Annotated in this window: 21 protein-coding genes; 10 read left to right on the forward strand and 11 right to left on the reverse strand. The window is 53.0% G+C overall.

What is annotated here, in order from left to right:
* Positions 1–50: 50 nt before the first annotated feature.
* From H6F59_RS26625 to H6F59_RS25570, 6 genes are all read right to left on the reverse strand, one after another.
* Positions 51–2,987: a formylglycine-generating enzyme family protein gene (locus tag H6F59_RS26625; protein ID WP_242021701.1), complete on the reverse strand. Its 2,937-nt coding sequence runs from the start codon at positions 2,985–2,987 to the stop codon at positions 51–53.
* A complete protein-coding gene (locus tag H6F59_RS25550; RefSeq protein ID WP_190707849.1) occupies positions 2,987–4,099 on the reverse strand; it encodes a MoxR family ATPase in 1,113 nt (370 codons plus the stop codon). The genes H6F59_RS26625 and H6F59_RS25550 overlap by 1 nt, the downstream gene beginning before the upstream one ends.
* 18 nt (positions 4,100–4,117) lie before the next feature.
* Positions 4,118–5,578, reverse strand: coding sequence for an effector-associated domain EAD1-containing protein (locus H6F59_RS27455; protein WP_190707852.1), 1,461 nt, complete (start codon positions 5,576–5,578; stop codon positions 4,118–4,120).
* A 3-nt stretch (positions 5,579–5,581) separates the two neighbouring features.
* Entirely contained in the window at positions 5,582–6,001 is a 420-nt protein-coding gene (locus tag H6F59_RS25560) for a hypothetical protein (protein WP_190707855.1), read from the reverse strand.
* A 19-nt stretch (positions 6,002–6,020) separates the two neighbouring features.
* On the reverse strand, positions 6,021–7,070 hold the full coding sequence (locus H6F59_RS25565) for a trypsin-like peptidase domain-containing protein (RefSeq protein ID WP_190707859.1): 1,050 nt from the start codon (positions 7,068–7,070) through the stop codon (positions 6,021–6,023).
* Positions 7,071–7,453: 383 nt separating this feature from the next.
* On the reverse strand, positions 7,454–8,299 hold the full coding sequence (locus tag H6F59_RS25570) for a formylglycine-generating enzyme family protein (protein WP_190707862.1): 846 nt from the start codon (positions 8,297–8,299) through the stop codon (positions 7,454–7,456).
* A 252-nt stretch (positions 8,300–8,551) separates the two neighbouring features.
* Here H6F59_RS25570 and H6F59_RS25575 point away from each other — a divergent pair, with 252 nt between their 5' ends.
* Positions 8,552–8,923 (forward strand): LexA family transcriptional regulator, encoded by a 372-nt coding sequence (locus H6F59_RS25575; RefSeq protein WP_190707865.1) that lies wholly within the window; start codon positions 8,552–8,554, stop codon positions 8,921–8,923.
* Complete coding sequence (locus tag H6F59_RS25580) at positions 8,923–10,164, forward strand: Y-family DNA polymerase (RefSeq protein WP_190707869.1); 1,242 nt, start codon at positions 8,923–8,925, stop codon at positions 10,162–10,164. The genes H6F59_RS25575 and H6F59_RS25580 overlap by 1 nt, the downstream gene beginning before the upstream one ends.
* Before the next feature lie 335 nt (positions 10,165–10,499).
* Here H6F59_RS25580 and H6F59_RS25585 read toward each other — a convergent pair whose 3' ends face one another.
* A complete protein-coding gene (locus tag H6F59_RS25585) occupies positions 10,500–11,378 on the reverse strand; it encodes a hypothetical protein (RefSeq protein ID WP_190707872.1) in 879 nt (292 codons plus the stop codon).
* 164 nt (positions 11,379–11,542) lie between these two features.
* Positions 11,543–11,878 carry a TfoX/Sxy family DNA transformation protein gene (locus tag H6F59_RS27790; RefSeq protein ID WP_190707888.1) on the reverse strand — a complete coding sequence of 112 codons (336 nt, stop codon included), beginning with the start codon at positions 11,876–11,878 and terminating at the stop codon, positions 11,543–11,545.
* Between the two features lie 91 nt (positions 11,879–11,969).
* On the opposite strand from H6F59_RS27790, the gene H6F59_RS25595 reads away from it, so the two are divergent.
* On the forward strand, positions 11,970–12,965 hold the full coding sequence (locus tag H6F59_RS25595; RefSeq protein ID WP_190707892.1) for a competence protein CoiA family protein: 996 nt from the start codon (positions 11,970–11,972) through the stop codon (positions 12,963–12,965).
* An 88-nt stretch (positions 12,966–13,053) separates the two neighbouring features.
* On the opposite strand, the gene H6F59_RS25600 is transcribed toward H6F59_RS25595, so the two are convergent.
* On the reverse strand, positions 13,054–13,392 hold the full coding sequence (locus tag H6F59_RS25600; protein ID WP_190707895.1) for a hypothetical protein: 339 nt from the start codon (positions 13,390–13,392) through the stop codon (positions 13,054–13,056).
* A 40-nt stretch (positions 13,393–13,432) separates the two neighbouring features.
* Positions 13,433–13,939 (reverse strand): hypothetical protein, encoded by a 507-nt coding sequence (locus H6F59_RS25605; RefSeq protein WP_190707899.1) that lies wholly within the window; start codon positions 13,937–13,939, stop codon positions 13,433–13,435.
* Between the two features lie 273 nt (positions 13,940–14,212).
* On the opposite strand from H6F59_RS25605, the gene H6F59_RS25610 reads away from it, so the two are divergent.
* The 7 genes from H6F59_RS25610 (at position 14,213) to H6F59_RS25640 (ending at position 22,007) form a co-directional block, all read left to right on the forward strand.
* Positions 14,213–14,503 carry a hypothetical protein gene (locus tag H6F59_RS25610; protein ID WP_190707902.1) on the forward strand — a complete coding sequence of 97 codons (291 nt, stop codon included), beginning with the start codon at positions 14,213–14,215 and terminating at the stop codon, positions 14,501–14,503.
* On the forward strand, positions 14,494–14,973 hold the full coding sequence (locus H6F59_RS25615; RefSeq protein ID WP_190707907.1) for a hypothetical protein: 480 nt from the start codon (positions 14,494–14,496) through the stop codon (positions 14,971–14,973). The genes H6F59_RS25610 and H6F59_RS25615 overlap by 10 nt, the downstream gene beginning before the upstream one ends.
* 64 nt (positions 14,974–15,037) lie before the next feature.
* Positions 15,038–15,892 (forward strand): hypothetical protein, encoded by an 855-nt coding sequence (locus H6F59_RS25620; RefSeq protein WP_190707910.1) that lies wholly within the window; start codon positions 15,038–15,040, stop codon positions 15,890–15,892.
* Complete coding sequence (locus H6F59_RS25625) at positions 15,892–17,406, forward strand: ATP-binding protein (RefSeq protein ID WP_190707923.1); 1,515 nt, start codon at positions 15,892–15,894, stop codon at positions 17,404–17,406. The genes H6F59_RS25620 and H6F59_RS25625 overlap by 1 nt, the downstream gene beginning before the upstream one ends.
* A gap of 169 nt (positions 17,407–17,575) precedes the next feature.
* Positions 17,576–17,986 (forward strand): hypothetical protein, encoded by a 411-nt coding sequence (locus H6F59_RS25630; RefSeq protein WP_190707927.1) that lies wholly within the window; start codon positions 17,576–17,578, stop codon positions 17,984–17,986.
* Between the two features lie 170 nt (positions 17,987–18,156).
* Positions 18,157–19,398, forward strand: coding sequence for a M23 family metallopeptidase (locus tag H6F59_RS25635; RefSeq protein ID WP_190707932.1), 1,242 nt, complete (start codon positions 18,157–18,159; stop codon positions 19,396–19,398).
* Positions 19,399–20,357: 959 nt separating this feature from the next.
* Positions 20,358–22,007: a hypothetical protein gene (locus H6F59_RS25640; protein ID WP_313887319.1), complete on the forward strand. Its 1,650-nt coding sequence runs from the start codon at positions 20,358–20,360 to the stop codon at positions 22,005–22,007.
* Positions 22,008–22,405: 398 nt separating this feature from the next.
* On the opposite strand, the gene H6F59_RS25645 is transcribed toward H6F59_RS25640, so the two are convergent.
* Complete coding sequence (locus H6F59_RS25645; RefSeq protein WP_190707936.1) at positions 22,406–22,576, reverse strand: hypothetical protein; 171 nt, start codon at positions 22,574–22,576, stop codon at positions 22,406–22,408.
* Between the last annotated feature and the right edge of the window lie 58 nt (positions 22,577–22,634).

Consider the following 22,634-nt stretch of genomic DNA (forward strand, 5'->3'; position numbering starts at 1 on the left):
CGTATTTTTCTTTTTTGAGGGCAAAAGTGCAAAAGGGTAAAGGGCAAGAGCTAGCCGGTGGGCGGCTGAAGAGTCTTGGGGGCCGAACAAACAACCCGAAAACCGATGATGTCGTAGTCGCTGACGAAACCGGGCCTGCTATTGCTGCGGGACGCGGAGCGGCAATTTCTCGGAAAGCTGAACCAAGAGCCGCCGCGGCAAACACGTTGCTCCGAATCTTTGCCTTCTATCCAAGCACTTCCGTCTGTAGGAGCACCCTCATAATTGCTGTGCCAGTAGTCTTGGCACCACTCAAACACATTGCCATGCATATCGCTGAGGCCAAAGGCATTGGCAACGCCAAAGTGGTCTATGGAAGTAGTTTTTGTCGCATCTTCCCTTGTAGGCCCATCGGCATAGGCCGTACTGCCCTGATAGTTGGCTAGTTCTGAGCTGATGGTTTCGCCAAAATGGAAGGGGGTTGTGGTGCCAGCCCGGCAGGCATACTCCCACTCGGCCTCACTGGGTAAGCGATACTGACGACCTGTATGGGCCGAGAGACGGGCACAGAACTCTGCCGCGTCAAACCAAGTTACCCGTTCCACAGGGCGGTTTTCGCCTTTGAACCGAGCAGGATCAGGCTTTAACTCTCGATCGACCTGCGGCATAGCTGCCACCGCCCGCCATTGCGCCTGGGTAACCGGGTAGCGTCCTATCCAAAAAGATGGCACCGTCACCTCATGCTGTGGACCTTCGTTAGCCTGAAGATCTGGCTCGCTATCTGGAGAGCCCATTGCAAAGGTGCCGCCTGGGATAGACACCATTTCGAGGCCGACTCTATCGGCATTGTGTTGAAAGTTGAGGCGCTGAGCTATGCCTCTGAATAGTGAGGGAGACGAAGGCTCGGTCAACTGCTCGATGAAGCGATACGCCGAGCTAGGCTGGCGTTGAATTTGCCATTGGCCACGGTCACGGTGCAGGGTGGCGATGGTGAACTCAAACTGTTCGAGGTTATCGGGCGGCGGCGGGTCGGTCTGAGTTTCTAGGGTAATGACTACAAACTCATCGGGTTGAAGAGGGGGCGGAAAGGTGGAGGTGTCATCTTCAAAGTGGGCCTCAATGAACTTAAAAGGTTCAAGGCTTGGGAAGTTGATGAACTCGGCGACGTCGTACTCAATGTCTTGGAGAGGGAAGTCACTGGGGTCAAACCCTCCTATCCTTGTGGGCTGAGCAGGTTCTGCACCCTGCCGTAAGGCCTGGGCAAATTGGGCATAGTCACCACCCAGCTGATTTAAAATATCAGCGGTGACGCTAGCGAATGATCGCATCCCCTGCAACTCTTCGGCCACCTGCACAGTAGGGTCGGTGAGAAAGGCACGAAAATCTTCCGTAGAGAACTGGTTCCAGCGTCGCTCAACCGCAGCGGAGACACTGTTGATCACATCGATGGTGTCTACCGGAGGCAAAAACGTTAGCAAGACCGGCCTGACGCCAGGGGCAAAGTCGTACTGCACCAGGTCTTGGGCATCTAGGGCTACTTGGTCTAGCTCATCGGGTTCGGCCTGCTCAGCCGCAGCTTGAACCGCCTGCTCTAGGTCACTGGCAGACTGCCCCGGCAAGCGCTGCAACAACCCACTTAAAAACACCTCTGCCACCGGCAGGGGTGATGTCACCTCAGGAAGCATAGCATCGCGAATCAGCCGCACCACCGGCGGGGTAATTACCGGGGCTGCCGCCAGCAGCATAATCAGCCGCTGCGCCTCGGGAGAGGCTAGCTCTAGAAACCGCTCAACCCGTTCGAGAGCCAGGGTATTGAGCGCCTGGTTGAGGGCAGCAGCAGGGTCGGTGTCGGGGGCAGCGGTCAGTCGTTGCTGGGCACGGTCTTGGGCAATGTCTTCATAGGATCTGGATCGGGGTACAGTGCCGCCCTGGAGGGGCAGTAAAAAGCCGGGGGTAACCTGACGGCGATCGCCTGCCACCATCAGACTCCATCGGGCCAGGTCGTGTGGATTGCTGGTAACCACCGGCAGCGAGATGCGCTGGCCCAAATTGTCGGACTCGTCACGCTCTTGCAGCTGCACCTTAAGCCACTGGTTGGCCCCGCCATAAACATCGTTGCCTAGGGCCACAGCGGTGCCTCGCCCCAATGCCGTGCGCTTCCACATCCAGCCGGGAAGCACCTGCCAGACCATGGTCGGCATCATTGCCCCCCAGCTATGGAGCATGGGCAGCAGGGTGCCATTCCACCAGTAGGGGCCAGCACAGTCGCTTAGCACCACGGCAATGCGCTGACCCTGCTGGTCAATGAGTTCGCTGGGGCGGTGACCGGGCCGCTGGGGGTTAGAGACCAGCAGCACTGGCTCCTCTGGTGGCTTGGCCTCGGGGTCAACCTTCAGGTCAAACACCTGCACATTCCAAAACACGCCGTAGCGCTTCAAAATGCGCACCACATCTTTGACCAGGCGCTGCCAGATATGCATCGACGACCCGCGATCGACCACCAAAATAATGTCGAAATAAGGTCGCTGCTCGGACTGTAAAACCGGTAAAACCAGGCGCGTGCGGGCAATATTTTCGACGGTGGCAGGCTCGTCAAGTCGTCTGCCGACACCAGCGTCTACCTTTTGTAACAGAGGTCGTAGCGCGCGAATAATAGCTAGCGCATCGGTCAGCATGGGGGGGTCAGCCAACCACACAGGCAGTGTTTTAGGCGGCAGCACCCCGGTCTGGGGGGTGGGGGCAGCAATGTTGACCTGGGGGGTAGTCGGCGGAGGCAGGGGGGGAGGTTCCAGATCGGGTAGATCTCCTCCTAGATCTACAGACGGTAGCGGGGTCGGAGGAGGCCGTTTGGTCTCAACAACTGCTCCAGGGGTAGCTACCTCCATTTTGGTAGCTAGCCAAAGGGTGTCGGCAATTTCAACGCTGGTAAACTTCCGGTCTTCTGCCAGCAGCTTGACTAGCTTGCTGACACCATCGCCAGCCGCTCCTGTGGCCCCAGCGCCGCTCATTAGTCGCCCTCACTCAGACGGCGGAACAGGAGATTTTGCAGGCGTGTCATTTCAACGTCGTTGGGGGCTTCATCACGGGACATGAAGTAAATAGCGTTGAGAAGCTGATCAGTAGAGCGATCGGTTTTGTTCTCTTTGTCTAGAAACTGGCCGATGAGGGTCGTAAGGTTGGTTTCGGCCTGGGTCCAACCGGCGGGGTCGGCGGTGGCAAAGTGCGATCGCACAATAGGCAGTAATGACTCTGGAGTGGGGTTGGGCATCTTGACTCGCAAACAGCGGCGGTAAAACGCGGGTGGGAATTCGCGCTCCCCATTGCTGGTCATAATCACGATAGGAAATTCGCAGCACTTAACCCGACCATTGGTGATCGGTGCCGTCAGATCGGGGTCGGCGGTGCGTACTTCAACGGGGAGGTCTGTCTCCTCACCGCCCCGCTGGCGCTTGCGACGAGCCAGCTCAGGGATTTCAAACTCGCCCTCTTCAAAGAGGTTGAGCAGATCGTTGGGCAAGTTCAGGTCACTTTTATCGATTTCGTCGATGAGCAAAACCCGAGGCAGCAGGGACGGTAGAAACGCTGTACCCACGGGGCCAAGTTGAATGTAGTCACCCAGGTTACCTTCTTCTTCGGGCGCTGGCTCGGGGGAGCTTTGGCGGGTTTTGTCGAGCTGGGCATCTTGCAGGCGGGCGATCGCATCATAGCGATACTCGGCATCTACCAGGTTGGCGCGGGCCGTAATGGGCCAGGTAAGCACTGGGCCAAGTTGGAGCTCGTAGGCAATGGCATAGGCCAAGGAAGTTTTACCCGCCCCCGGCACCCCTGTCACCAGCAACGGTCGCCGCAGGTGAATGGCGGCATTAACCGCATCAACAATATCTGACTGGCCCTTGTCGTCGAGCTGCACACGAAAGCTGCTACCCCGCTGCACTGAGCGTCCATCTTTGGCCGCAAGACGACGCAGGGTTTGCCAGTACTCTTTATCTTTTACCGCATCCACTTCGCTCCGGGGCAAAAATTGTCGCCAGGGGGGCAGCTCTGGAGGCTGGGTTAGCTCCTGAGGCTGAGTTAGCTCCAGAGCCTCGTCGACTCTTCCGTGAAAATATTTCCAAGACATAGGAGGCAAAGCGAGGGACTAAGAGGCAACAAGCAGGTCTTCTTCACGGCGGGGGTCAGGCAGCTGGGGCAGGCGATCGGGCCGGTCACAGAGAAGTCTAATCGGTTTTGCCGCTGGCGACTGCGTGCGCCGTAGTCGCCAGCGTCTGGCCATATCGGCAAAGTTAGTCAACCGACAATCGGTCAGCAGAGCATCGAACTCAGCCTCTAGGGTATTGATATCGCCAATGGCAACATCCGATGACCACAGAGCAATGGGGATTGCCGAATCAATAATCTCATAAAGTAGATTGGCACGTTTGACGGGGTCAGCAGGTAGCTGGCCTACGAACTTCAGGCCCAGGGCATCTAAGTCTTTGAGCAACGCTCGTAAGGCACCTCGTTCTTCTAGATAGGTTTCTTGGCGATGAAGCTGATTACACATGGCTTGGGCATCGGCACAGGCTTCGAGCTGTTGCCATCGGCGAGCCAAGGTTTGCTGAATCTGGCGATCGCGAATGCGCTCTATCGATCGCACCAAAAACCGGCGATGGGTTCCCAGGGCCACCTCTTCACCACGTTTGTCTTTTGCAAGCCAGCTAGTGGCGATGTCTTGGTCTAAATAGTTACAGGGCAAGAAGATCTCTAGAGTAACTTCTCCATCGTCGCTGGCATCGGCCTCTAGGGCAGCTTCGGCCTGGTGAATCCAAGTCGAGATGTGGTCTACAGCAACGACCATTGAGCAGGTTGTGGGGCTAGCGCCAAATCCAATGGGTTTCTCAACGCCGGTAATACGCAATTCTGGATAGACGTTGACATCAGGCCCGTGCTCTTCAAGGGCAACTAACAGGTAGGCATGGCGAGTAGTGGGTTGATCGGCTGGTGGGTCAGGGGGCGGCACGTTGAATCGTGCGGCGACGCGATCGCACCAAGTTTCTAGCTCGCTCATGTCTCGGCTATTGTTTTCACTGAAACGGCGCAGCTCTGCGATTGCACCTTCGACAAAACGAACGGCCAAGATTGGGGAGTCGTACTTTGCCAGCACCGCTTGAAGGTCACTAAGACTGCTCAATGGCGGGCGATCGGGCCGCAATTTTTCAAAGCTGTGTCCATAGGCCGCTAAAAACCCCTGCCGAAAGGCAATTTGCAGATAAGGAGCATCATCTGCATCAAACCTGTCAAACAAAGTTGTCCAATCAGCTTCGTCTAAGTTACTTGAGCGGCTCATCAAAAGGTGTGGCTGTAGCCTAGTAATTAAGGCATCCTTAGTCTGAGGATTAGCCTGGCAAAATTTCTCAAACAGCTCGTTTAGTCTACGTTTTTCTTGAGCCCACCTCAGCAGCTTAAAAGCTACTTTGTCTAGTTTCTCCTTAGGGGCGATCTCGGCTAGAGAAACGTCCATAGCCTCATCGACAAACAGGTCTAGGGCATCGTAGTCGGTGTAGGCCTCTTGCAAAGCCAACCGAAACACTTGTCGCTGCTCGTTATCCCAATTGATCACGACTTACTTCTCTGGTGGAATCACAAACCCGATTAAGGCCGTATAGGTAATCAACGCCAGCGACCCATACAGCGGCCTATACCAGTCAAAGGAAGCGGCAAATGGGCCACCAGCGGCAAACACCCAAACGACAAACGCCCCACATGCCAGCCAAATCTGCGTCCAGGCCGTGCGCTTGCCGGGCTCTCTGGTCTGGCGGCGGAGCCAAAGGAAAGTGACAACCAGACCAATCACAAAGAACAGCCACAGCAGCCCTGCTTGAGGAATGTCGTCACCGCCGCTCTGGATGATGCCGCTAACCGCCAGCCAGTACCCAACCCCTTCAGTAGGAATGTATTTAATCAACCGACTCGCGTAGTCATCGGGCGGCACATTGAGTGCGGCTCCACTCTCTAACTGCTCTGAAACAATACGTCGCCCCATAGTCTACGTTCTTACCTGCCTACAAAAACGATGCTATTTGCGGATAGATAGCACTCATTAAGATACCCTCTCGTACGCTGCCAAAGCTGGTCTGCAGGGCTTTGTGGTGCAGCGCTACCAGGTGCCAGTCGTCGTCAAAGCAGGGCGATCCACTCGCCCCCTGCTTGGTTGGATTGACATAGAGCACTAGCCCCTTTGGCTCATTAGTTTTTACCACCCCGTTGTTGCTAAGAGAGACCTTCAGCGCTTCGCCCTCGGGATGCTGGAGAATGTTGAGGGGCGATCGCGGTTTGAGCTGAGCCGTAGCATTCAAAGGCACAGGTTTAACAGCAAAGTTTGTACCAGGACTAAGCCGAATCAGCGCGTAGTCAAGTTGAGCAATGGGACTAGCCGCCACCACAGGAGTCTGCCCAGCCACCGTCAGTTGCTGAGTCCGGCGCGGCTCTCCAAAGGGGGTACTGACGTAACCAAACTCAAACTGGGCCGTTTGTGCCAACGCATTTAAGTCAGCTCCAACCTCGCGGCTAAGCACGTGGAAGTTGGTCAGCACCAGGTCTGGGGCAATTAGCACACCAGTGCCGCTCTCCCTAGCAGGGCGATCGCTAAAAGTAATTTTGCATACGGCATTGGCCAGACCCAGACCCTCTTGCAACTTGCCAACATCGGCTTCAAAGGTAAACTGCTGGGGCAAAAACCCCTCTAGCTCTTCAGAACGAATGTCGATATCCCAGGCGCTAGGGTCTAAATCTAAAGATAGCTCGCGGGTTACGCCGTCGGGCGGGTTCAGCACCAGCCGCTGCCGCAGCACCTGCCGACAAAATTGCTGAATATCAGGTCGATTTTCGGTATCTGCCGCCAAAGCCAAGATTAAGTCATCAATGTAGCCCTTAGCAATCGCCCACTTAATCAGATCAAAGATAACCTTGTCGTGCTTACCATCCCCTGCCACCACCGCCAGGTTTTGGTTAAGCTCATCGTCTACAAAAATTTCTAGGCTGGCCCGGTCTGGATAGGCCGATTGTATAGCTTCGCGCAACGCTTTGCGATCGTCGTTAGAGAGCTTTAGCATTTAGGCAGCATCCTTGGCCGTCTCATGAGCAACTCGGGTAGAGACTATTCTTCTCCTATTCACCGCCAATCTATCTATTTCCGAAAATTTGTCCTATTTTAATTAGGTTTTTGCCAAATCGAGCAAAATTAGCGGTTATTTTCGTTTTCGCTAAAAATGCGAGCGCCTAACGGCAAAGGAGAAAGCAGGCTGGGGCTCAACATAAGCAGGGAAGAGCTGACCGACGAGAATATAGGAGCCAGAATTTAGCCTTTCCCCACCCAACTCCTCCTGACTCCGAACAAAACTCAAGGCACTGACGCGTCAGAGGAAGCAGCCCATATTTTTATTTTTTGAGGGCAGAAGTGAAAAAGGGTAAAGGGCAACAGCTAGCCGGGAGGCGGCTAAAGAGTCCTGGGGGCCGAACACACAACCCGAAAGCCGATGTAGTAGTGGCCGTCGCTGGGCTCGTAGTCAGCGCGGCACGCGGAGCGGCAGAGCCTCGGACTGTTGAACCAAGAGCCGCCGCGAAAGATCCGTACCGCTGAGTTGCCGCCTTCTATCCAGGCGCTGCTGTCGGTAGGGACACCCTCATAATTGCTGTGCCCGTGGTCTTGGCACCACTCCCACACGTTGCCGTGCATATCGTACAGCCCCCAGCGGTTAGCCGGGTATTGCCCAACTGGCGTGGTTCGGCCAACCGGCGTGGTTCGGCCAACTGTACCCTCGTAGTTAGCAACTTCTTCGGTGAGCTGATCACCAAACTCGTAGTTAGCAACTTCTTCGGTGAGCTGCTCGCCAAAGTGGTAGGCCGTAGTTGTCTCAGCCCGGCAGGCATATTCCCATTGGGCTTCGCTGGGCAGGTGGTAGTTTTTTTGAGTTTTGGCCGAGAGTCGCTGACAAAACTCAGTAGCATCGTGCCAGTTCACACTTTCCACCGGCAGGTCATCCCCCTTAAAGGTGGACGGATCAGGGCTCAGCTCTCGCTTTTCTTGCATGTATCTCGCCACTACCCGCCACTGGGCCTGCGTCACCGGATAGCGACCGATCAAAAAGGGGGGCACCTTCACCAAGCGCTGGGGGCGCTCATCATCACTACTACCTGGTTCGCCCTTTGGAGCACCCATCATAAATTCTCCGCCAGGTACCAGCACCAGCGTCAACTTTACCCCATCACCCAAGTCTTCGATGTAGCCCTTGTTGGTGCGTTTGTAGCGGTGCAGGGTGAGGTTGCCAGATAAAGTCGCCATGCCATTGCCCTAGAGCTAGCTGTGTTGTTAGTGATTATGGCTCAGCACCTGCCAAGAATAAGTGTATCGATTTCCACCCCCTCAGATTTTGGGGGAGACCGAAGAGAGGAAAATGCTGGGTGACAGCACAACAGTTCAGGTGTACTATTTAGTTTCGATCTAGTTCCTGAAGGGTTTATCCCCCATGCACCGCGAGTTTGAGCAGGTTAGGCGTGCCATCTACCACGGCAATCGTCTGAGGAGTTCCCTGCTTTGTTTATCGTCACTGTGCCCGCTGGCTTCCCGTCGCCGGCAGAAGATTACGTCGAGGGTCTACTTGATCTAAACCGCCATCTCATCCCCCATCCCGCCGCTACCTTCTTTGTCAGGGTCAGCGGCGACTCCATGATTGGCGCAGGCATCCACAACGGCGACCTGCTAATCGTGGATCGAGCCGTCTCTGCGATCCATAACAGCGTCGTCATCGCGGTGCTCAATGGTGACCTGACAGTTAAGCGGCTCTACCGGAGCGGGGGCATCCTGCGGCTGATGTCAGAGAACCCAGCGTATCCCCCTATCGAGATTCACCCAGACATGGACTTTGAGGTGTGGGGCGTCGTGACGAAGGTAATCCACTTCCTCTGATGCCCTCCTGGATAGCCTTGGTAGACGCCAACAATTTTTACGTCTCCTGTGAGCGGGTATTCGATCCTCGCCTGCGGGATAAGCCGGTGGTGGTGCTGTCTAATAACGATGGATGCGTGGTGGCCAGATCCAACGAGGTCAAAGCCCTGGGCATTCCGATGGGTGCGCCGGTCTTTAAGCTGCGATCGCAAATCCGAGACCACAGCATCCAGGTCTACTCCTCCAACTACACCCTCTACAGCGACCTGTCGCGGCGGGTGATGCAGACCCTGGAGCAGTTCACGCCGGATGTGGAGGTCTACTCCATTGATGAAGCGTTTCTGGGGCTTTCAGGGGATGTGGCAGCGATTGCCGAGCAGCTGCGGCAAACGGTGCAGCAGTGGAACGGCATCCCCGTCTCAGTGGGGGTAGCCCCGACTAAAACCTTGGCCAAGGTAGCTAACCACATCGCTAAAAAGAGCACCGGTGTCTGCGTCCTCGATGCCCCCTCAATGGTGCTGGCAGATTTGCCGGTGGGAGAGATCTGGGGTATTGGTCACAGGCTTAGCGATCGCCTCCACCTGCAAGGTGTAGAAACAGCCCTCCAGCTGAGGGATGTAGAGCTGAGCTGGATACGGCAGCAGATAGGCATCGTTGGGGTGCGCCTGGTGCAGGAGCTGCGGGGAATCCCCTGCCTGCCTCTGGAGCTGTGCCCGGCCCCGCGTAAGAGCTGCTGTGTGTCGCGGTCGTTTGGAAGGCCAATGATGGCGATCGCTGAGCTGAGAGAGGCGGTGGCCACCTATGCTGCTCGGGCTGCTGCCAAGGTCAGGCGAGATGAGCTGAAGGCAGGTGTCGTGACTGTTTTCATCACGACCAACCGCTTCAAGCCGGATGAACCGCAGTATTCCAACTCTGCGGTGGTGCAGCTGCCCCAACCGGCGAATGACACGTTCACTTTGGTGCAAACAGCACTAAGAGCGGTGGAGGGGCTTTACCAGCCTGGGTATCAGTACAAGAAAGCAGGGGTGTTGCTGATGGAGTTAAGCCCGGCCTCCATCGTGCAGACAGACCTGTTTAGCAACGTGGCCCAGCAGGAGAAGCGGGGGGCGTTGATGCGGACGGTGGATAGCCTGAACCGGCAGTTTGGTGCCGGGACGGTGTTCTGTGCATCTGAGGGGATAAGAAAGGAATGGCAGATGCGATTGGGGTTGAAGTCACCAGGGTTTACGACTCGATGGGGAGAATTGCCGGTGGTGGAATGAAGGACCAACACGGGGTTTCTGTTCCACTACTATTCAAATTCCTACTATCTTCGGGTCCGGTTTAGCAGCTAGTGGGTACTTCACAGTGGTCAACGTCAGGCAGTTGGGAAGATCAATCCCGAGTGCCCCTTCACTGTCATCAAACAACCTTTTCTAGTCTTTAGTCACCTCAGCTACCTCCCAGCAGGGCCATTCTGCCCATTCAAAATTGATTTTTCAGAAAAGTAGGTTGATTACAGGCGATCTAAGGTTCCTGGTCTGTGGTTGCCGATACCTTTTTCAACACCACAAGCGGCTTGGGTCGATCCGCTGCACTAGGATTGTTATGCATCTTTCTAGCTGACAACTTCAGCAAGGAAAATTATGCCGTCCTCAACCCTTTTTTTGATTGAATTGAGTTGTTGGAAACTAAATGTGCCAGCAGAACCATGTGTACCGTCATTAAACACGCGAAAGAGTTGAACAATGTTTTCCATGTCCTGTTCAACGAACTCCTCAAGGGCATCTTCTACCATCCCTTTTCGGGTTAGCAAGAATTTTAGTTTGGCTCTTCGTGTTGGTTTTCCCTGATCTGTCCTATCACAACTTGGCAGTAAGCTAATGACATCTGCATCCGGTGCTTTAAGCTCAAGTATCTGGCTAATAATTTCGCGTGCGCTTGTGCAGAAATGTCGAGCTGCATCAGGGTTACGTGGATTCAGAGCATAGACCGCACCTTGCCATCGACTGTCGAGATCATCAGAGATCTTGCGTAGTTCGTCTACCAGCATTGCATCTTGATCGCTACTGGCTTCTTCTGAGTTAGGCTCCGAACCGGACAGCAAATTGAAAACTTCTAAGCTGTTCGCAGTTTCTTTTTCAGAGAGATCGAGAATTCGATTGTATCTTGGGTCAAAACTTTGCGTCTCAGCTCGCTGTTCCAGGCGAGTGTAAGCCTCATACAAGGAGCTAACAGAAGTATGGTACACAACATACTGCGTTTTCTTAGTAGGTTGCCCACTCAATTTCGCTAACTCGCGTTTAATTCGCTGCCGATTTGCTCGGACACGAGAGTTATAGGTACGTACCTCTCGGTTGTACTCATTAACTGCTTGCTTGACCTGCTGGTTATAACGTTTAACCTCTCGATTATATTTATCGACCGCTTGTTGAGTTTTACGCTGAGCTTGCTGAAGCTTGCTTCGAAGCTGAGATGCTGAAACTTTTCGTACCATAAAACTCCTAGTCACAGATTCACTGAGAGATTGCCCAGCCACGCTAGAGTTAGCGTAATCATGAGCAAATTTTAGCTTTCTAGCACTAGGACATAGTACTTTTGTTTCTTGTTGAAATAACTTGTAATAAGCTAAACGTCAAAAGCTTGTATGGAATACTTCAATCAACCAAGGCGAAATTGTTGTCTGGATGCATAACAATTTCCATCCGCAACGGAACCAATCCCTTCTGCACCATCATTCGTAGCTCTAGCTACATCGATACATCCATTAACCTCAGCCAGCGCTTTCTCTTTCAAGTCAGGGGATAGCAGTCGCCAATCTACATCACACTCTGCCCCTAGAAGCGCCCACAAGAGATTTGTTGTCACTTTCCCTGGATGGCGCTCTCGTACCTGCACCCAGGCCGAAGCTGCACCACCAACACGCTTGAGGTCCTTTGCGGTGTGTACCTCAATCTCAGCGAGCCACTCGCGAGAAACCGGCCCAATATTTCTCATATGCGATCGCCCTGCCAGCTTCTGTTACTGGGCATTCTAGGACAACGAACGCCGATCACTATAAGTAAGACCGCGTTACTTCTCATTCACCATGGGGAAACCAAAAGACATTCTCTACCGCACAGCGCTCGACGCTGCCGGAGCCTTAATCACAACTGAACAAGCAGCGAAGGGAACAGTCTACAGCTGTCCTATTTGCCAAGGCGATATGATTCCCCGCCTAGGAGAGAAGAAACGCCACCACTTTGCTCACAAAGCACTGGCCGAAAACTGTACTCCAGAGTCAGTGCTCCACTACAGCTTCAAAAAATTGCTTGCTCAAAAGATTCAGGAGCACATAAGCAGTCAAGAGCCCCTTCAAATCTCATGGTCATGCCACGAGTGTCTGGAAGACCATACCGGAAACTTGGTCAAAAAAGCGGCTCGGGTTGAAGTCGAACATAACCTCGGTACTTGTCAGCCCGATATCGCGCTGCTTGATGCCTCGAATAGAGTAGTCGCAGTGGTAGAAGTCGTAGTGACCCACGAGCCAGAAGAGAAAGTACTCGACTATTACGAGCGGGAAAAAATAGGAGCCGTTGTATTTCAGCTGAAATCTGATGAGGACCTAGGCCGAATAGCCTCCTCAATGGAGCCTGACCGCGTTTACTCATGTCTCAACCCAACGTGTAAGCGGTGTGGAGGGCGCACAAACAAAAAAGACCTCCACATCATTCAAAGTAAGTGCAAATGGTGCCAGCACACGATGCTTGTTGCAGCCACTCTAAGCAAAGCAACGATGACCGGCGAATTTCGGCCCTCTGACCTCGAAATAGCAGAAGCAAAAGGTGTGCGTATTGGCTACTGGCAAAGCAAACAATCAGGTTGGTTTTATCCAACAAGTGCATGCCCTCAATGTAAAGGCGTAGTCGGCCTCTCCTGGCTCTGGGACGATCACGTTGCGTTTTACCTCAAGCTGCCAAGAGAGGTGGTGCCTGCAGGGCATGTCTGTCTCGGCTGCAAGCTTGACTTAAACGGCACCTGGCCGGTTCGCTACAAAGAGAAGCCAGGAAAACCACCAACGCCACCAAAACTACGCGCCAAGTAAGTAGTTATAGAAAGTCAGTTTCAAGAGGGCGTTAAGCCAAAGCGACTCTTGCGCTCTGTGGTGTGCTCATAGGCCCGTTTACATGGGCCTACCCCAATGCCTCAGCTATAGCCCCGCCTAACTCAGCAAGGATCCGCTCTCGCGCAAAGTCAGCAGCTGCCCTGGCTGACTCAGCAAGAATGGTGTCTGTATTAGGGGTGAGCTTAAACGCTGAGCCCAAATACCCAAGAGACTTACAGTAGAAGTCACCGAGGTTAGTCGCCGCCAATCGCTTATTGGTCTGATAGTCCTCACGCTGAAAGGCATCGAGCGCCTCACGATGGAGCGCAGTCACAGGCTCACCGAGTGTCGAGAGAATCGCATCAACAGCAAGCTGTACACGCTCGGAAGTTAAGGTAGCGGGGGATGGGGCTGTAGATGATTGCATGTGAGATAGCCTCTAACGACAACGACAACGAAACAGACATTCAACGAAAAGAACAATTTGTGTCGCGCTCAATTTGGGGAAGGTAGTTCTTCTCCCAATACGCCTCAAAATGCTGCTCAATGATTCGGCTTACTAGCTGCACCATGGGGCCAGTGTCCACAATACGTGCCACCTTCAAGAGCACGGCATTGTAGTTACTGATAGTGATGACGTTGTAGGTCCGCTGAATAGCAGTGCCGGATGGATTAAACGGCACGCTATCAATTGGTGTTACCCCAAACCCAGGCCGTCCTAAGGTATACCGCTGAAGATCCTCCTCAGAGCCATCCCGCAGAATACGGTAGTACTCAGCTTCATCCATCTCCCGCGCCGCAGCATCAGCAATGGCCGCCTCTTGATAAAAGCTGTGATGCTTGTGAAAGAAGGCATGGAGGCACTGCTGCACGAGTGACTTTCTTGCCCACCCTAACTGATCGCAGGCAAGGTCAAACCGCTCCCAGGTCGTAGAGCTTGCATAGATGTAGTTAAGCCGAACTTGACGAGCCATGCAGAAATTAAGGAGAAACAGACAGTTTTCGGTGTACGAGCGGAAATATCGGTACAAATTGTGCCATAGAAGCACCACTGGTTCTTTCCTTGTACAAAAAATCAATACATTGAATTTTTAATTCAGTTAAATTCGTTCAGAATAACTTGTGCTATCGTGGAACGTATCAGCCGGTTCCATAGAACCGTCGCGGAACCACAGAACCGGCCTTCCCATAAAACGCACACGCTCTTTTTTGTGAATGGAGTCTCTTCTGCTTTTAAGGAGAAGGAGATGACGACAACAACCGCCGCCTCCTCCCTCACCACAGCCCCTACCTATTCGTACAAGGAGCTTATCCGCACCCTTTCAAAGCGGCTTCGCCGCCGCATCACCAAAAGTACGCTCAGTCGGTGGATGGCCTTGGCACTTATCCCACCTAACCCCACCGGAAAACCCCGGAAGTACTCAGAACGCGATGTCCTAAAAATCTGGTTCATCGCTCGCGCGATCGAACGAAACCGTAACGCCACTCTTGCCCAAGAACGACTCATTGATTTTCTGGAGAATTACCCATGCCTCTAACTGCACAGGAAAAAGAACTGTTAAACGCTCAGCGCAAAACCACTCAATTCAAGCAACCTCAAGGGTTTAGCGAGGCTCATCCTTCAGATCAAAAAGAAACTGAAGCGACACAAACCGATGACCTCATGACAGCTCTCGCTGCCCACAAGGATTTTGAGCACATTGCCCGCGCACTCATGCGCTCTAGTGACGATCGATTAAATAGCTTTGCAGGAGCAGTTGTAGAGAATCGCAAACGCCAGGTAGTCAGGTTCTGCGACTTTCTGGAGAAAGCAGAAGTAGGGCAACTTGATCTTGCCCTTATCGGTGCTGAACTCAAGCGTCGAAAAGAGCGGAAAGCTAAAGCACCTGCGCCTCCTGAAACATTTGATATGAACTCACCCGGCTTTGGCATCAACCTTGACGATGTCATCGACTGCACCGCGCTCATTTCAGGCTTTGCTACGGCAAAGTCTATCGCTGGCATTTAGAAGCTCCTGGTTGCCATTGTCGTCCTAGCGCTCCTCACTACTAGAGGATGCACAAGAAGTCACCATGCCTCCCTCCCTCCTCACACAGCCACAACATCATCGGCAGGGAAAATTCAACCTGCTTCGGTGGTACAGAAACTTAAGCCCCTTTGCCCGTCTCGCTCCCATTTCAGCGGTGCTTCTTCTTGCGGTAGTTGCGGTGACCGCTATTACCGGATACCGCGCTGAGAAGAGACTTGTTACCCCACCAGCGTTTGAAGCCTACGACTTTGCCGCTGATGATCCGCTCGCTGTTGCTGAAAGGCTCGCATCGATGCGTACCAACGGAGACTACGCAGAGGAAGACTATGCCGTAGCCTTGAGTGAAGTGCTCGGCCACTACGATGCTTGGATCGCTAAAGAGACGGCCTCAGTCCTTGAATACCCCTTAAATCAAGAGTCGCTCAGACTACTTGAAGCAGCAAAAGCAGAGGTGCAAGAGGGACGTTTAGTAAACGTTGATCCGCTTGCTCAGATTGACCTTGAGTATTGCCGGGATATTTTGGAGCCCCACCAATGTGTGCTCCTCCGCTACGCAGCAGAAGGACTCCAGTGGGCCGCTGTCGGGTTTGCTGGGGGAAAAGACGTAACCATCGCAGAAGGCCTCGGTAACGGCGTCTACGGCAATTGGCGTCCCCTCCCTGCCATCTACCAAATCCAGATGGGACTCACGCGCTACTACGCTGCTGTTCGCGCCATGTTTCCTCTCTCAGCTCAGCATGAGGATGCAACAGAGGTGCTCCAGGCGCTCGCTAACCTCCGGGAAGGTGTCTTAAACGTCGAGTACTATCTGCCTGGCGCACAATCACCAGTGCGAGTCCCTACAACGGCCGTTCCTGAGACCACCCCCGCAGAAGTCATTCAGGAGGTGATGAAGTAATGAAGATCATCACTTCCAACACGCAAAAGATCTTAAGCAGCAGCCTGTTTGGCGGCGGCTCCTTAGCAGCCATCCTCGGTATGACGCTTATGATCCAAAGTCCTAAAACGGTTGATGCTGCCACGGTGAGGGAGATTTACGGGCTCGGAGTCGAAAACGATGGGGCAGTCGTTACAGCCCACAGTAAGGCCGCACACGCCTTCGGTCTCATAGTTTCGGTGCTTGGCTGTGGCGGGATAGTAGGGGGAATGGCACTCGCTGAGCGCCACCCCACATCCCTTGCTCCATCGAGCCTTCCTGTCTCAGGCGGAAAAAATACTCATCCAATTGCGATCGAAGATTTAAGCGAGAACACCTTAAGCGAGCTCGCCGATAACGTAGCCCAGCTCCTAGCAGCTGCCCCCTGGCTCAAAAAAATGATGGGAGCATTCGTCGTGCTTGTTATCGGTCCCTCAGGCTCAGGGAAAAGCACAATCGCCATGGCGATCGCAGTACTGCGAGCCATTTACAAACGGGAGGAAGCTCCCATCATCATCGACCCCGATACTGACGCCAATATGGTTCAAGGCACCTGGATCTTTGGTGACCTCTACGGCTCTACATCCAAAGGGGAGGGGATGAATGCCGTTCGAGAGAAAGTGCTCGACACGATGGGGCGCATCTATGAACCATTCAGGACAAAAAATGCAGGCAAGCACCGACGCACTGTCATTATTGACGAAGTAGGGAAGTGGGAGACTGCCAACTATCCCGAGTTAAACGGACTTTCAAACTCGCTTATCGGCTGGGCTAACCAAACAGCACGCAAGCAAGGCTGGGCTCCTATCCTCATCCTCCACGGCGAAGCCGCAGGAAACGCCGGTGGGAAATCACTCAATACCGGGGTCTTCTCAGCGCTCAAAACCACAGCAGCGGTGATTCGCCTGGAAGGCACAACCGATGATGATGGTGAACTTACCTGGGGCGAGAAAGCCACGTTCAAACAAGCAGGTACCGAGTACACCGAGGCTAACTTCCAGCCCGTTGCACTGCCCGATACCGTGCGGCCTGGTGCACTGCGCGACCAACTTGAAGAACTAATGCGCGCCTTGGGCTATACCCTAAATGACGATCACACAATTCGCCTCGACCAGGGTGATCACATCGACAGACTCAAAAAAGAAATTGAAGGAACTTTCAATCGAGATGATTGGATAGACACACTTAACCGTGCTTGGGTAGCGCCAATTGGAGAAGACATCCCCGACGATGAGGCGATGAAACTAACGCCCAATTATGAAGTACTTCACGACCACCCAGTGACAGGTGATCTCTTCACCTATTGCCTCAAGAAATACGGGATTCATACCCCAATAGAAATTCGCAAAGTGCAGCAGAACTGGGGAAAAGATTATGATCGCCTTTCCTCAAACGAAATTCGTGAAATAGTTAATCAATTAGTTACTCATCACCTTGCCATCTGGCTCGAAGAGGGGAAACGATTCGCTCTGAAATTTGCCCCTCCTGTTGGGTAGCTTGTTGGTCAGACTCTGTGTTGGGTTGTTGGAAGAGCCATTCTGTAAGGGATACACCCGAGCCAGGTAGCAACAGGAGACCTCTTACCAACACACCTTTTCCAGGCACCCAACACGTTACCCAACACACTCATAGTCGTTTCTAGAACAACAAGACGAGGTGCTCACTATGTCTGATTCTGATAACACCAAAAAAAATGAAGACGCTGCGAAAAAAGCAGCTGATTCAGCCGACATGAAACGCAAAAAGGCTGAGCTTACAAAGAGCTGGTCTGCCGGGGTTATCGGCATGGGTTTTTTATGGCCCTGGGAAGTTGTATCGAGGCCAAAGCGATCACTCTTACTTCTGCTTGGATTTTTCGCATCCTTGGTGGCTATGAGTTCACTTTTTATCGCCGCAAAAGCTGCATTATTTGCAGAAGGCGGTGAAGTTACACCATCCTTAAGCACGCTCCTTGACCCGTCTGATTTCGGAGCAGCAGTCGGTACCGCGACCCGAAATACCGTCGAAGATGCAACGACACTGCTTACCGGGAAAGACGGCGAGCAGCGCCCGATCACTCAACTTGATGGGGAGTAGAGAGGTAGTAGCACTATGCACACCGCTCGGGGACTCATCGTCGCAGCGTTCTGGATTGCCCTTGTGCTTGAACTTCTCCACCCAGGAGAGCATCGATTTTTTCTTGTGCACGATGGCAACCGCTTTTTACAGATCACCTTTGTAGGAGAAGAAGGAGGTGAGGGGAGTAAATGAAGGTGGGCTCTCTTCTTAGCAACACGCTCAGTACCGCATCGAGTGAACTGTTTCTCTGGTCGCTTGCAGCAATTCTCTGTGCACCGCCAGCAATCGTGCTCTTTCATTCAGGTGTAAACGCCTTTGCCCATAAGCTCGCTCGGGAAGGGCTCTCCTTCTCAACGCCAGGCCTTCGGGTACTCGGCCACGACATTATCCCGAGCTATACACTCTTCCAATTTATTGGCCCTCGCGGAGGTAAGTCCCATGTCTATTCCGGTTTGGATCAGGCCCCCGTAGAGAAGGGTGAAACGTTCACCCTCTTAGATGGCACCATTGTTGAGGTCTCGTCTGGGTACGGCTGGAGAGGCGATATCGGCATCGCTGGGGCGAGTAAAGACCACAAAGGAGTTGACCTTGCAGCATCAATTAACACCCCACTCTACGCCCCGATTAATGGGGTAAAAGTGCAGTGCTGGTGGGATAGCAGCGGTGGTGGTGGACAAGTTGCCGACATCTGGATAGGGCCTGAACTCTACCAGGCGCTCCACCTCGCTGAGTGTTACCCCGGTACAAAAGCCAAAGGCGAGGTCCTTGCTCACACCGGTGATTCAGGTATCGGTAGTGCCCATCTCCACTGGCAGCAGCAGGTGCACGGCACTAAGGTCCACCCCAAGCGCGGCATGCTCCAGGCCGTCTTAAATCCTACGCTGATGCCGGAGTATCACGACTATGCTGGCCGCCCTTCGATTGAAGACAGGATGATTACTTGTGTCATCGGGTACATCGAGGGTGCTGCAACCAAGGATTGTGAGAAGACCAATGCTTACGGGGGACACAGGGACTCAAACCGACATAATCACGGTTTCTTTAGCTCAACAAACGGCTATCCGAGCCCTGAAGCCGCAGATAGCGCTGAGCTCGCCAAGCTCAAAGGAGTAACCCCGCACATGCAGGCAAAGGCAAAGGAGGTATTAGGCGACGAACTCTCCGATGCGGCACTTCTAATGGCCCTTGATTTGAAAAACCAGTCCCCCGATGCAGCGAACCGGCTTTTCAAATACCTACCAAGCCCTGACCCAACTCCAGAGGAGATCATAAACGCCCGTACAGCAGCGCTCACTGAAAGCCGTAGAGAGATTGGTATTGGAGGAAGTCCTAACCTAAATGTTGCAGCAGACCAGACGCGCCGAGTTACCCAGGGCCTCGATGCCATGACTCATCTTGAAAACTTGAGACAGGAGAATCGAGATAAATGATGAGACTACACCCAAGACCTCTAAGCCTCGCTCTTAGAAGAAACGATAACGCTCAAAAAGTGAACTTTTACCGGACACATTTATCCATTTATCAGTGTGTAGCAATAGCCCGGACATTTTTCTAGGCAAGCGCTGAAACCCTGGTTTCTGGTTGGCTAAGCTACCGGAAAAGGTCTGAAACCCTCATTCCACCACAGGCTGTCAAAACCTGACCGGAGTGTTGGTGTAGACAACTTGGATTAGTGCAGTTGATCCGTTTTCAATATAGATGTGTATGATTGATTGCAACTGCTGAACGTTTTGTTCCCAACTGCCATGAGCCATAGCGTGCCACGGAATCCAGACGGTCGTCGTCCCAGCTATGAGGCTAAAAAGTCTCGGGTGAACTTGTCTCTTACTGAGGTAAGTATTGACGGGCTCGATATTCTCGCAAGGACATTTAACCTTTCGCGAAGCGAGTTCGTTGAGCGTATTGGCCGGGGACTAATACCTATCGCTATAACTCCACAGATGCTCTCTGTGCAGGTAGACGAACGAAACGATGATGCAGTTGCTGTATAACGCGTGAAAAAAAGGAGAACCCTAGCTGACAAACAGCCCAAACTCAAAAAACTAAAGACCCAGCTGCGCTAACAGCCAGGCCTTTAAAGATAAACCAATCGAACTTGGGATTAACAGATGCGTTCACCGATGCTTTGGCCGGCAATGTGAACTCATCACAGAGTAACTGTGTCTACATATTAACCCAGGATCCCCGATTTGCACACTTTTTCGGCGGATCCATAAAGGTTTTTAGCCCTGACACGCTCGTGATCCCAAGTGCCCTTTAACAGGCGAGGAGCACGAGCACGGGCGTGTATTGACCGATTTAAGCTCAAGAAGTACCCACCCACCACCACCACCTGCTGCTGCTGCTGCTGCTCCTCGTCCCCTGCACACCAACTTGGGACGAAACACCAGTGAAACAAGAAGCACCTCGGGCACTGTCGTTCTTCTCGGTAGAGGAGGCAGAAGACCCGTATCTAAAACTCTGGCCCCACCGATATGACTACATTTGTGCCGAGCACACAGAGCCGAACGAAAAGCCCTCCTGGCAAACTGAATCGCGACACCCACTAAGCGACAGGCTTATCCTACAAGGCGGGTATCTCTACGGCGTGCGCTTTAACGCAACTACCAAGTACATCCTTCTCGACATTGACAGAGGAAGTCGGTATCACCCAGCATCTGATCCCCTGGCCCTACGACGCATACAAGATGCGCTTGAACCTCTGGGGCTTCCCTCATGCATCACCATCACGTCAAGCTACAGTGGTGGCCTCCACATCTACTTTCCCTTCGAGGAGGCGCAGAAAAGCTGGGAGATAGCTCTGTGCGTAACAACTGTGCTCCAGAATGCAGGGATGAAGTGCTCACCTGGCCAGCTTGAAGTATTTCCTAACCCAAGAGCCTACGTTCCGCTGGAAAATAGCGAGATGCCGCTCTACAGCGCCCACCGCCTTCCGCTCCAGACAGGCTCATACATTCTAAAAAACAGTGACCTTGAACCTGTCTCCAATTCGCGTGAGCGATTCGCCGAAATGTGGCACCACGCAAGTAGCCACAACACGATTGATGCAGTGCTACTGAAGCAGACGTTAAAGAAAGCACGACGACGCGAATACCGAGTTACCACCAAAGCCGAGAAGTTTATCAATGACCTGAATGCCGAAATTGAGCCCGGCTGGACTGGCCCAGGCATGACAAATCGGATCCTCGGCAAAATTACCATGCGAAGCTACATCTTTGGCCACGTCCTGTACGCGCCAACCCCATTGGAGGGAGACGCACTGGTAGAAGACATCATCAAGATTGCACGTGAGCTACCCGAGTTCCACAAGTGGAGTAACCACGTGCATGAACTCACCGAGAAAGCGACTGCGTGGGCGAGGGCAATCGAACAAAGCCACTACTACCACTACGGAGTAGACAAAGCTCGAAGGACAGCAGCCAACGATGAAGATACGCCCTCACACAACGAAATCAAAGCACAGGAAGCGAGAGAGAGAATACGACTAGCCATTGCAACGCTTCTCAATGAGGGGCAGCTCCCCATCACCGTTCGAGAGCGGTTCAACGTCCTTACAACAAAATTTTCCGTTGGAGGCCCAACCCTTTACAAAAACAAAGACCTTTGGCACCCCGAGCACCTTCGTGACAGGGCACCTGTGGAAATCCCCCCAGACCCCCCGAACGTAAAAGAGGCTCCCTCGGAGCCCGAGCGCTTTGAGGCGCACGAGCCCGAGAGTCGCCCAAACTTATTGGAACAAAAAGGGCGTAACACTTTGCCTGACAAGACTTTGAACTCCTTAAATCAAGAGCAAACTCACTCTTCGGTGTGTAACAGCGGCGCGCATGCTGCCCAACTGTCGCTCTTTCAACTCGCTTCAGACCAAGAAGAGCGTCGAAAGCGTTTGGCTGAGAAACAATCCAATCGACAAAAGGCCAAGCAGAAGAAGGCCAGGCAAGCGGTGATCGAACGTATGAGGAGTTACCTAGCCTCGGAAGACCATGTGCTTAAGAAGGAGGCACTTAATTGGGTCCTGGAAAACCCGGGGTACCTCGACTAGGTGCTGTAGGCGGGGGCTTGGGAACCCTTGCCATAATCAACGACCAAGTAGGCCCTAAAGGAGCGAAGCTGCGATTTGAATCCATTTAGTTCCCATGCACTAATGGAAGCTTAGTTTTGATAGCGGAAAAACCTTGGTTATTCAGTGCGGGAAATAGCCTACGGCCTAATTTTGAACAATATCGCCTCACAGTTATGCTTTGGGAACTCCTGTTTTTATTGTTTGCCCTATTTTGGTCAACCCTACTGTGTGAAGTGACTGGGCAGAGTCGCTGAAACCCTAAAGCAGCAATTATTTTGAGCACTAACCAAAAGGATTGATAGTCAAAGCTAGCCTTTACAATTTGCAACAGAATACTCTCAGCCTGTAACACTGCGTCGGTGTCTTCATTATCCAGGTCATTGATTGCCTGGATCCTTCCCGGACTCAAGCTGTTCTAGCCGTTCTCGAATGAGAACGCGAAGTTTTGCTGCAAGGGGAAGTTCTGTCCAAGCCACGTCATCGCGGCAAGCCTCGACTCGTTCTCGAATATCGCTGACATCAACAGAGATGCGATCGCGCTGACTCACAAAACATCAACCATAGTACTGCTCACACCCTATGGTATCCCTGGGCTACGATAGGAAA

The organism is Nodosilinea sp. FACHB-141 (assembly GCF_014696135.1).
In the GTDB taxonomy this organism is placed as follows: Bacteria; Cyanobacteriota; Cyanobacteriia; order Phormidesmidales; family Phormidesmidaceae; genus Nodosilinea.

What these genes read in the sequence shown, in the direction of transcription:
- H6F59_RS26625 (WP_242021701.1), bottom strand. Translation starts at nt 2,987, where the DNA reads ATGAGCGGCGCTGGGGCCACAGGAGCGGCTGGCGATGGTGTCAGCAAG.
- H6F59_RS25550 (WP_190707849.1), bottom strand. Translation starts at nt 4,099, where the DNA reads ATGTCTTGGAAATATTTTCACGGAAGAGTCGACGAGGCTCTGGAGCTA.
- H6F59_RS25560 (WP_190707855.1), bottom strand. Translation starts at nt 6,001, where the DNA reads ATGGGGCGACGTATTGTTTCAGAGCAGTTAGAGAGTGGAGCCGCACTC.
- H6F59_RS25565 (WP_190707859.1), bottom strand. Translation starts at nt 7,070, where the DNA reads ATGCTAAAGCTCTCTAACGACGATCGCAAAGCGTTGCGCGAAGCTATA.
- H6F59_RS25570 (WP_190707862.1), bottom strand. Translation starts at nt 8,299, where the DNA reads ATGGCGACTTTATCTGGCAACCTCACCCTGCACCGCTACAAACGCACC.
- H6F59_RS25580 (WP_190707869.1), top strand. Translation starts at nt 8,923, where the DNA reads ATGCCCTCCTGGATAGCCTTGGTAGACGCCAACAATTTTTACGTCTCC.
- H6F59_RS25585 (WP_190707872.1), bottom strand. Translation starts at nt 11,378, where the DNA reads ATGGTACGAAAAGTTTCAGCATCTCAGCTTCGAAGCAAGCTTCAGCAA.
- H6F59_RS27790 (WP_190707888.1), bottom strand. Translation starts at nt 11,878, where the DNA reads ATGAGAAATATTGGGCCGGTTTCTCGCGAGTGGCTCGCTGAGATTGAG.
- H6F59_RS25595 (WP_190707892.1), top strand. Translation starts at nt 11,970, where the DNA reads ATGGGGAAACCAAAAGACATTCTCTACCGCACAGCGCTCGACGCTGCC.
- H6F59_RS25600 (WP_190707895.1), bottom strand. Translation starts at nt 13,392, where the DNA reads ATGCAATCATCTACAGCCCCATCCCCCGCTACCTTAACTTCCGAGCGT.
- H6F59_RS25605 (WP_190707899.1), bottom strand. Translation starts at nt 13,939, where the DNA reads ATGGCTCGTCAAGTTCGGCTTAACTACATCTATGCAAGCTCTACGACC.
- H6F59_RS25610 (WP_190707902.1), top strand. Translation starts at nt 14,213, where the DNA reads ATGACGACAACAACCGCCGCCTCCTCCCTCACCACAGCCCCTACCTAT.
- H6F59_RS25615 (WP_190707907.1), top strand. Translation starts at nt 14,494, where the DNA reads ATGCCTCTAACTGCACAGGAAAAAGAACTGTTAAACGCTCAGCGCAAA.
- H6F59_RS25620 (WP_190707910.1), top strand. Translation starts at nt 15,038, where the DNA reads ATGCCTCCCTCCCTCCTCACACAGCCACAACATCATCGGCAGGGAAAA.
- H6F59_RS25625 (WP_190707923.1), top strand. Translation starts at nt 15,892, where the DNA reads ATGAAGATCATCACTTCCAACACGCAAAAGATCTTAAGCAGCAGCCTG.
- H6F59_RS25630 (WP_190707927.1), top strand. Translation starts at nt 17,576, where the DNA reads ATGTCTGATTCTGATAACACCAAAAAAAATGAAGACGCTGCGAAAAAA.
- H6F59_RS25635 (WP_190707932.1), top strand. Translation starts at nt 18,157, where the DNA reads ATGAAGGTGGGCTCTCTTCTTAGCAACACGCTCAGTACCGCATCGAGT.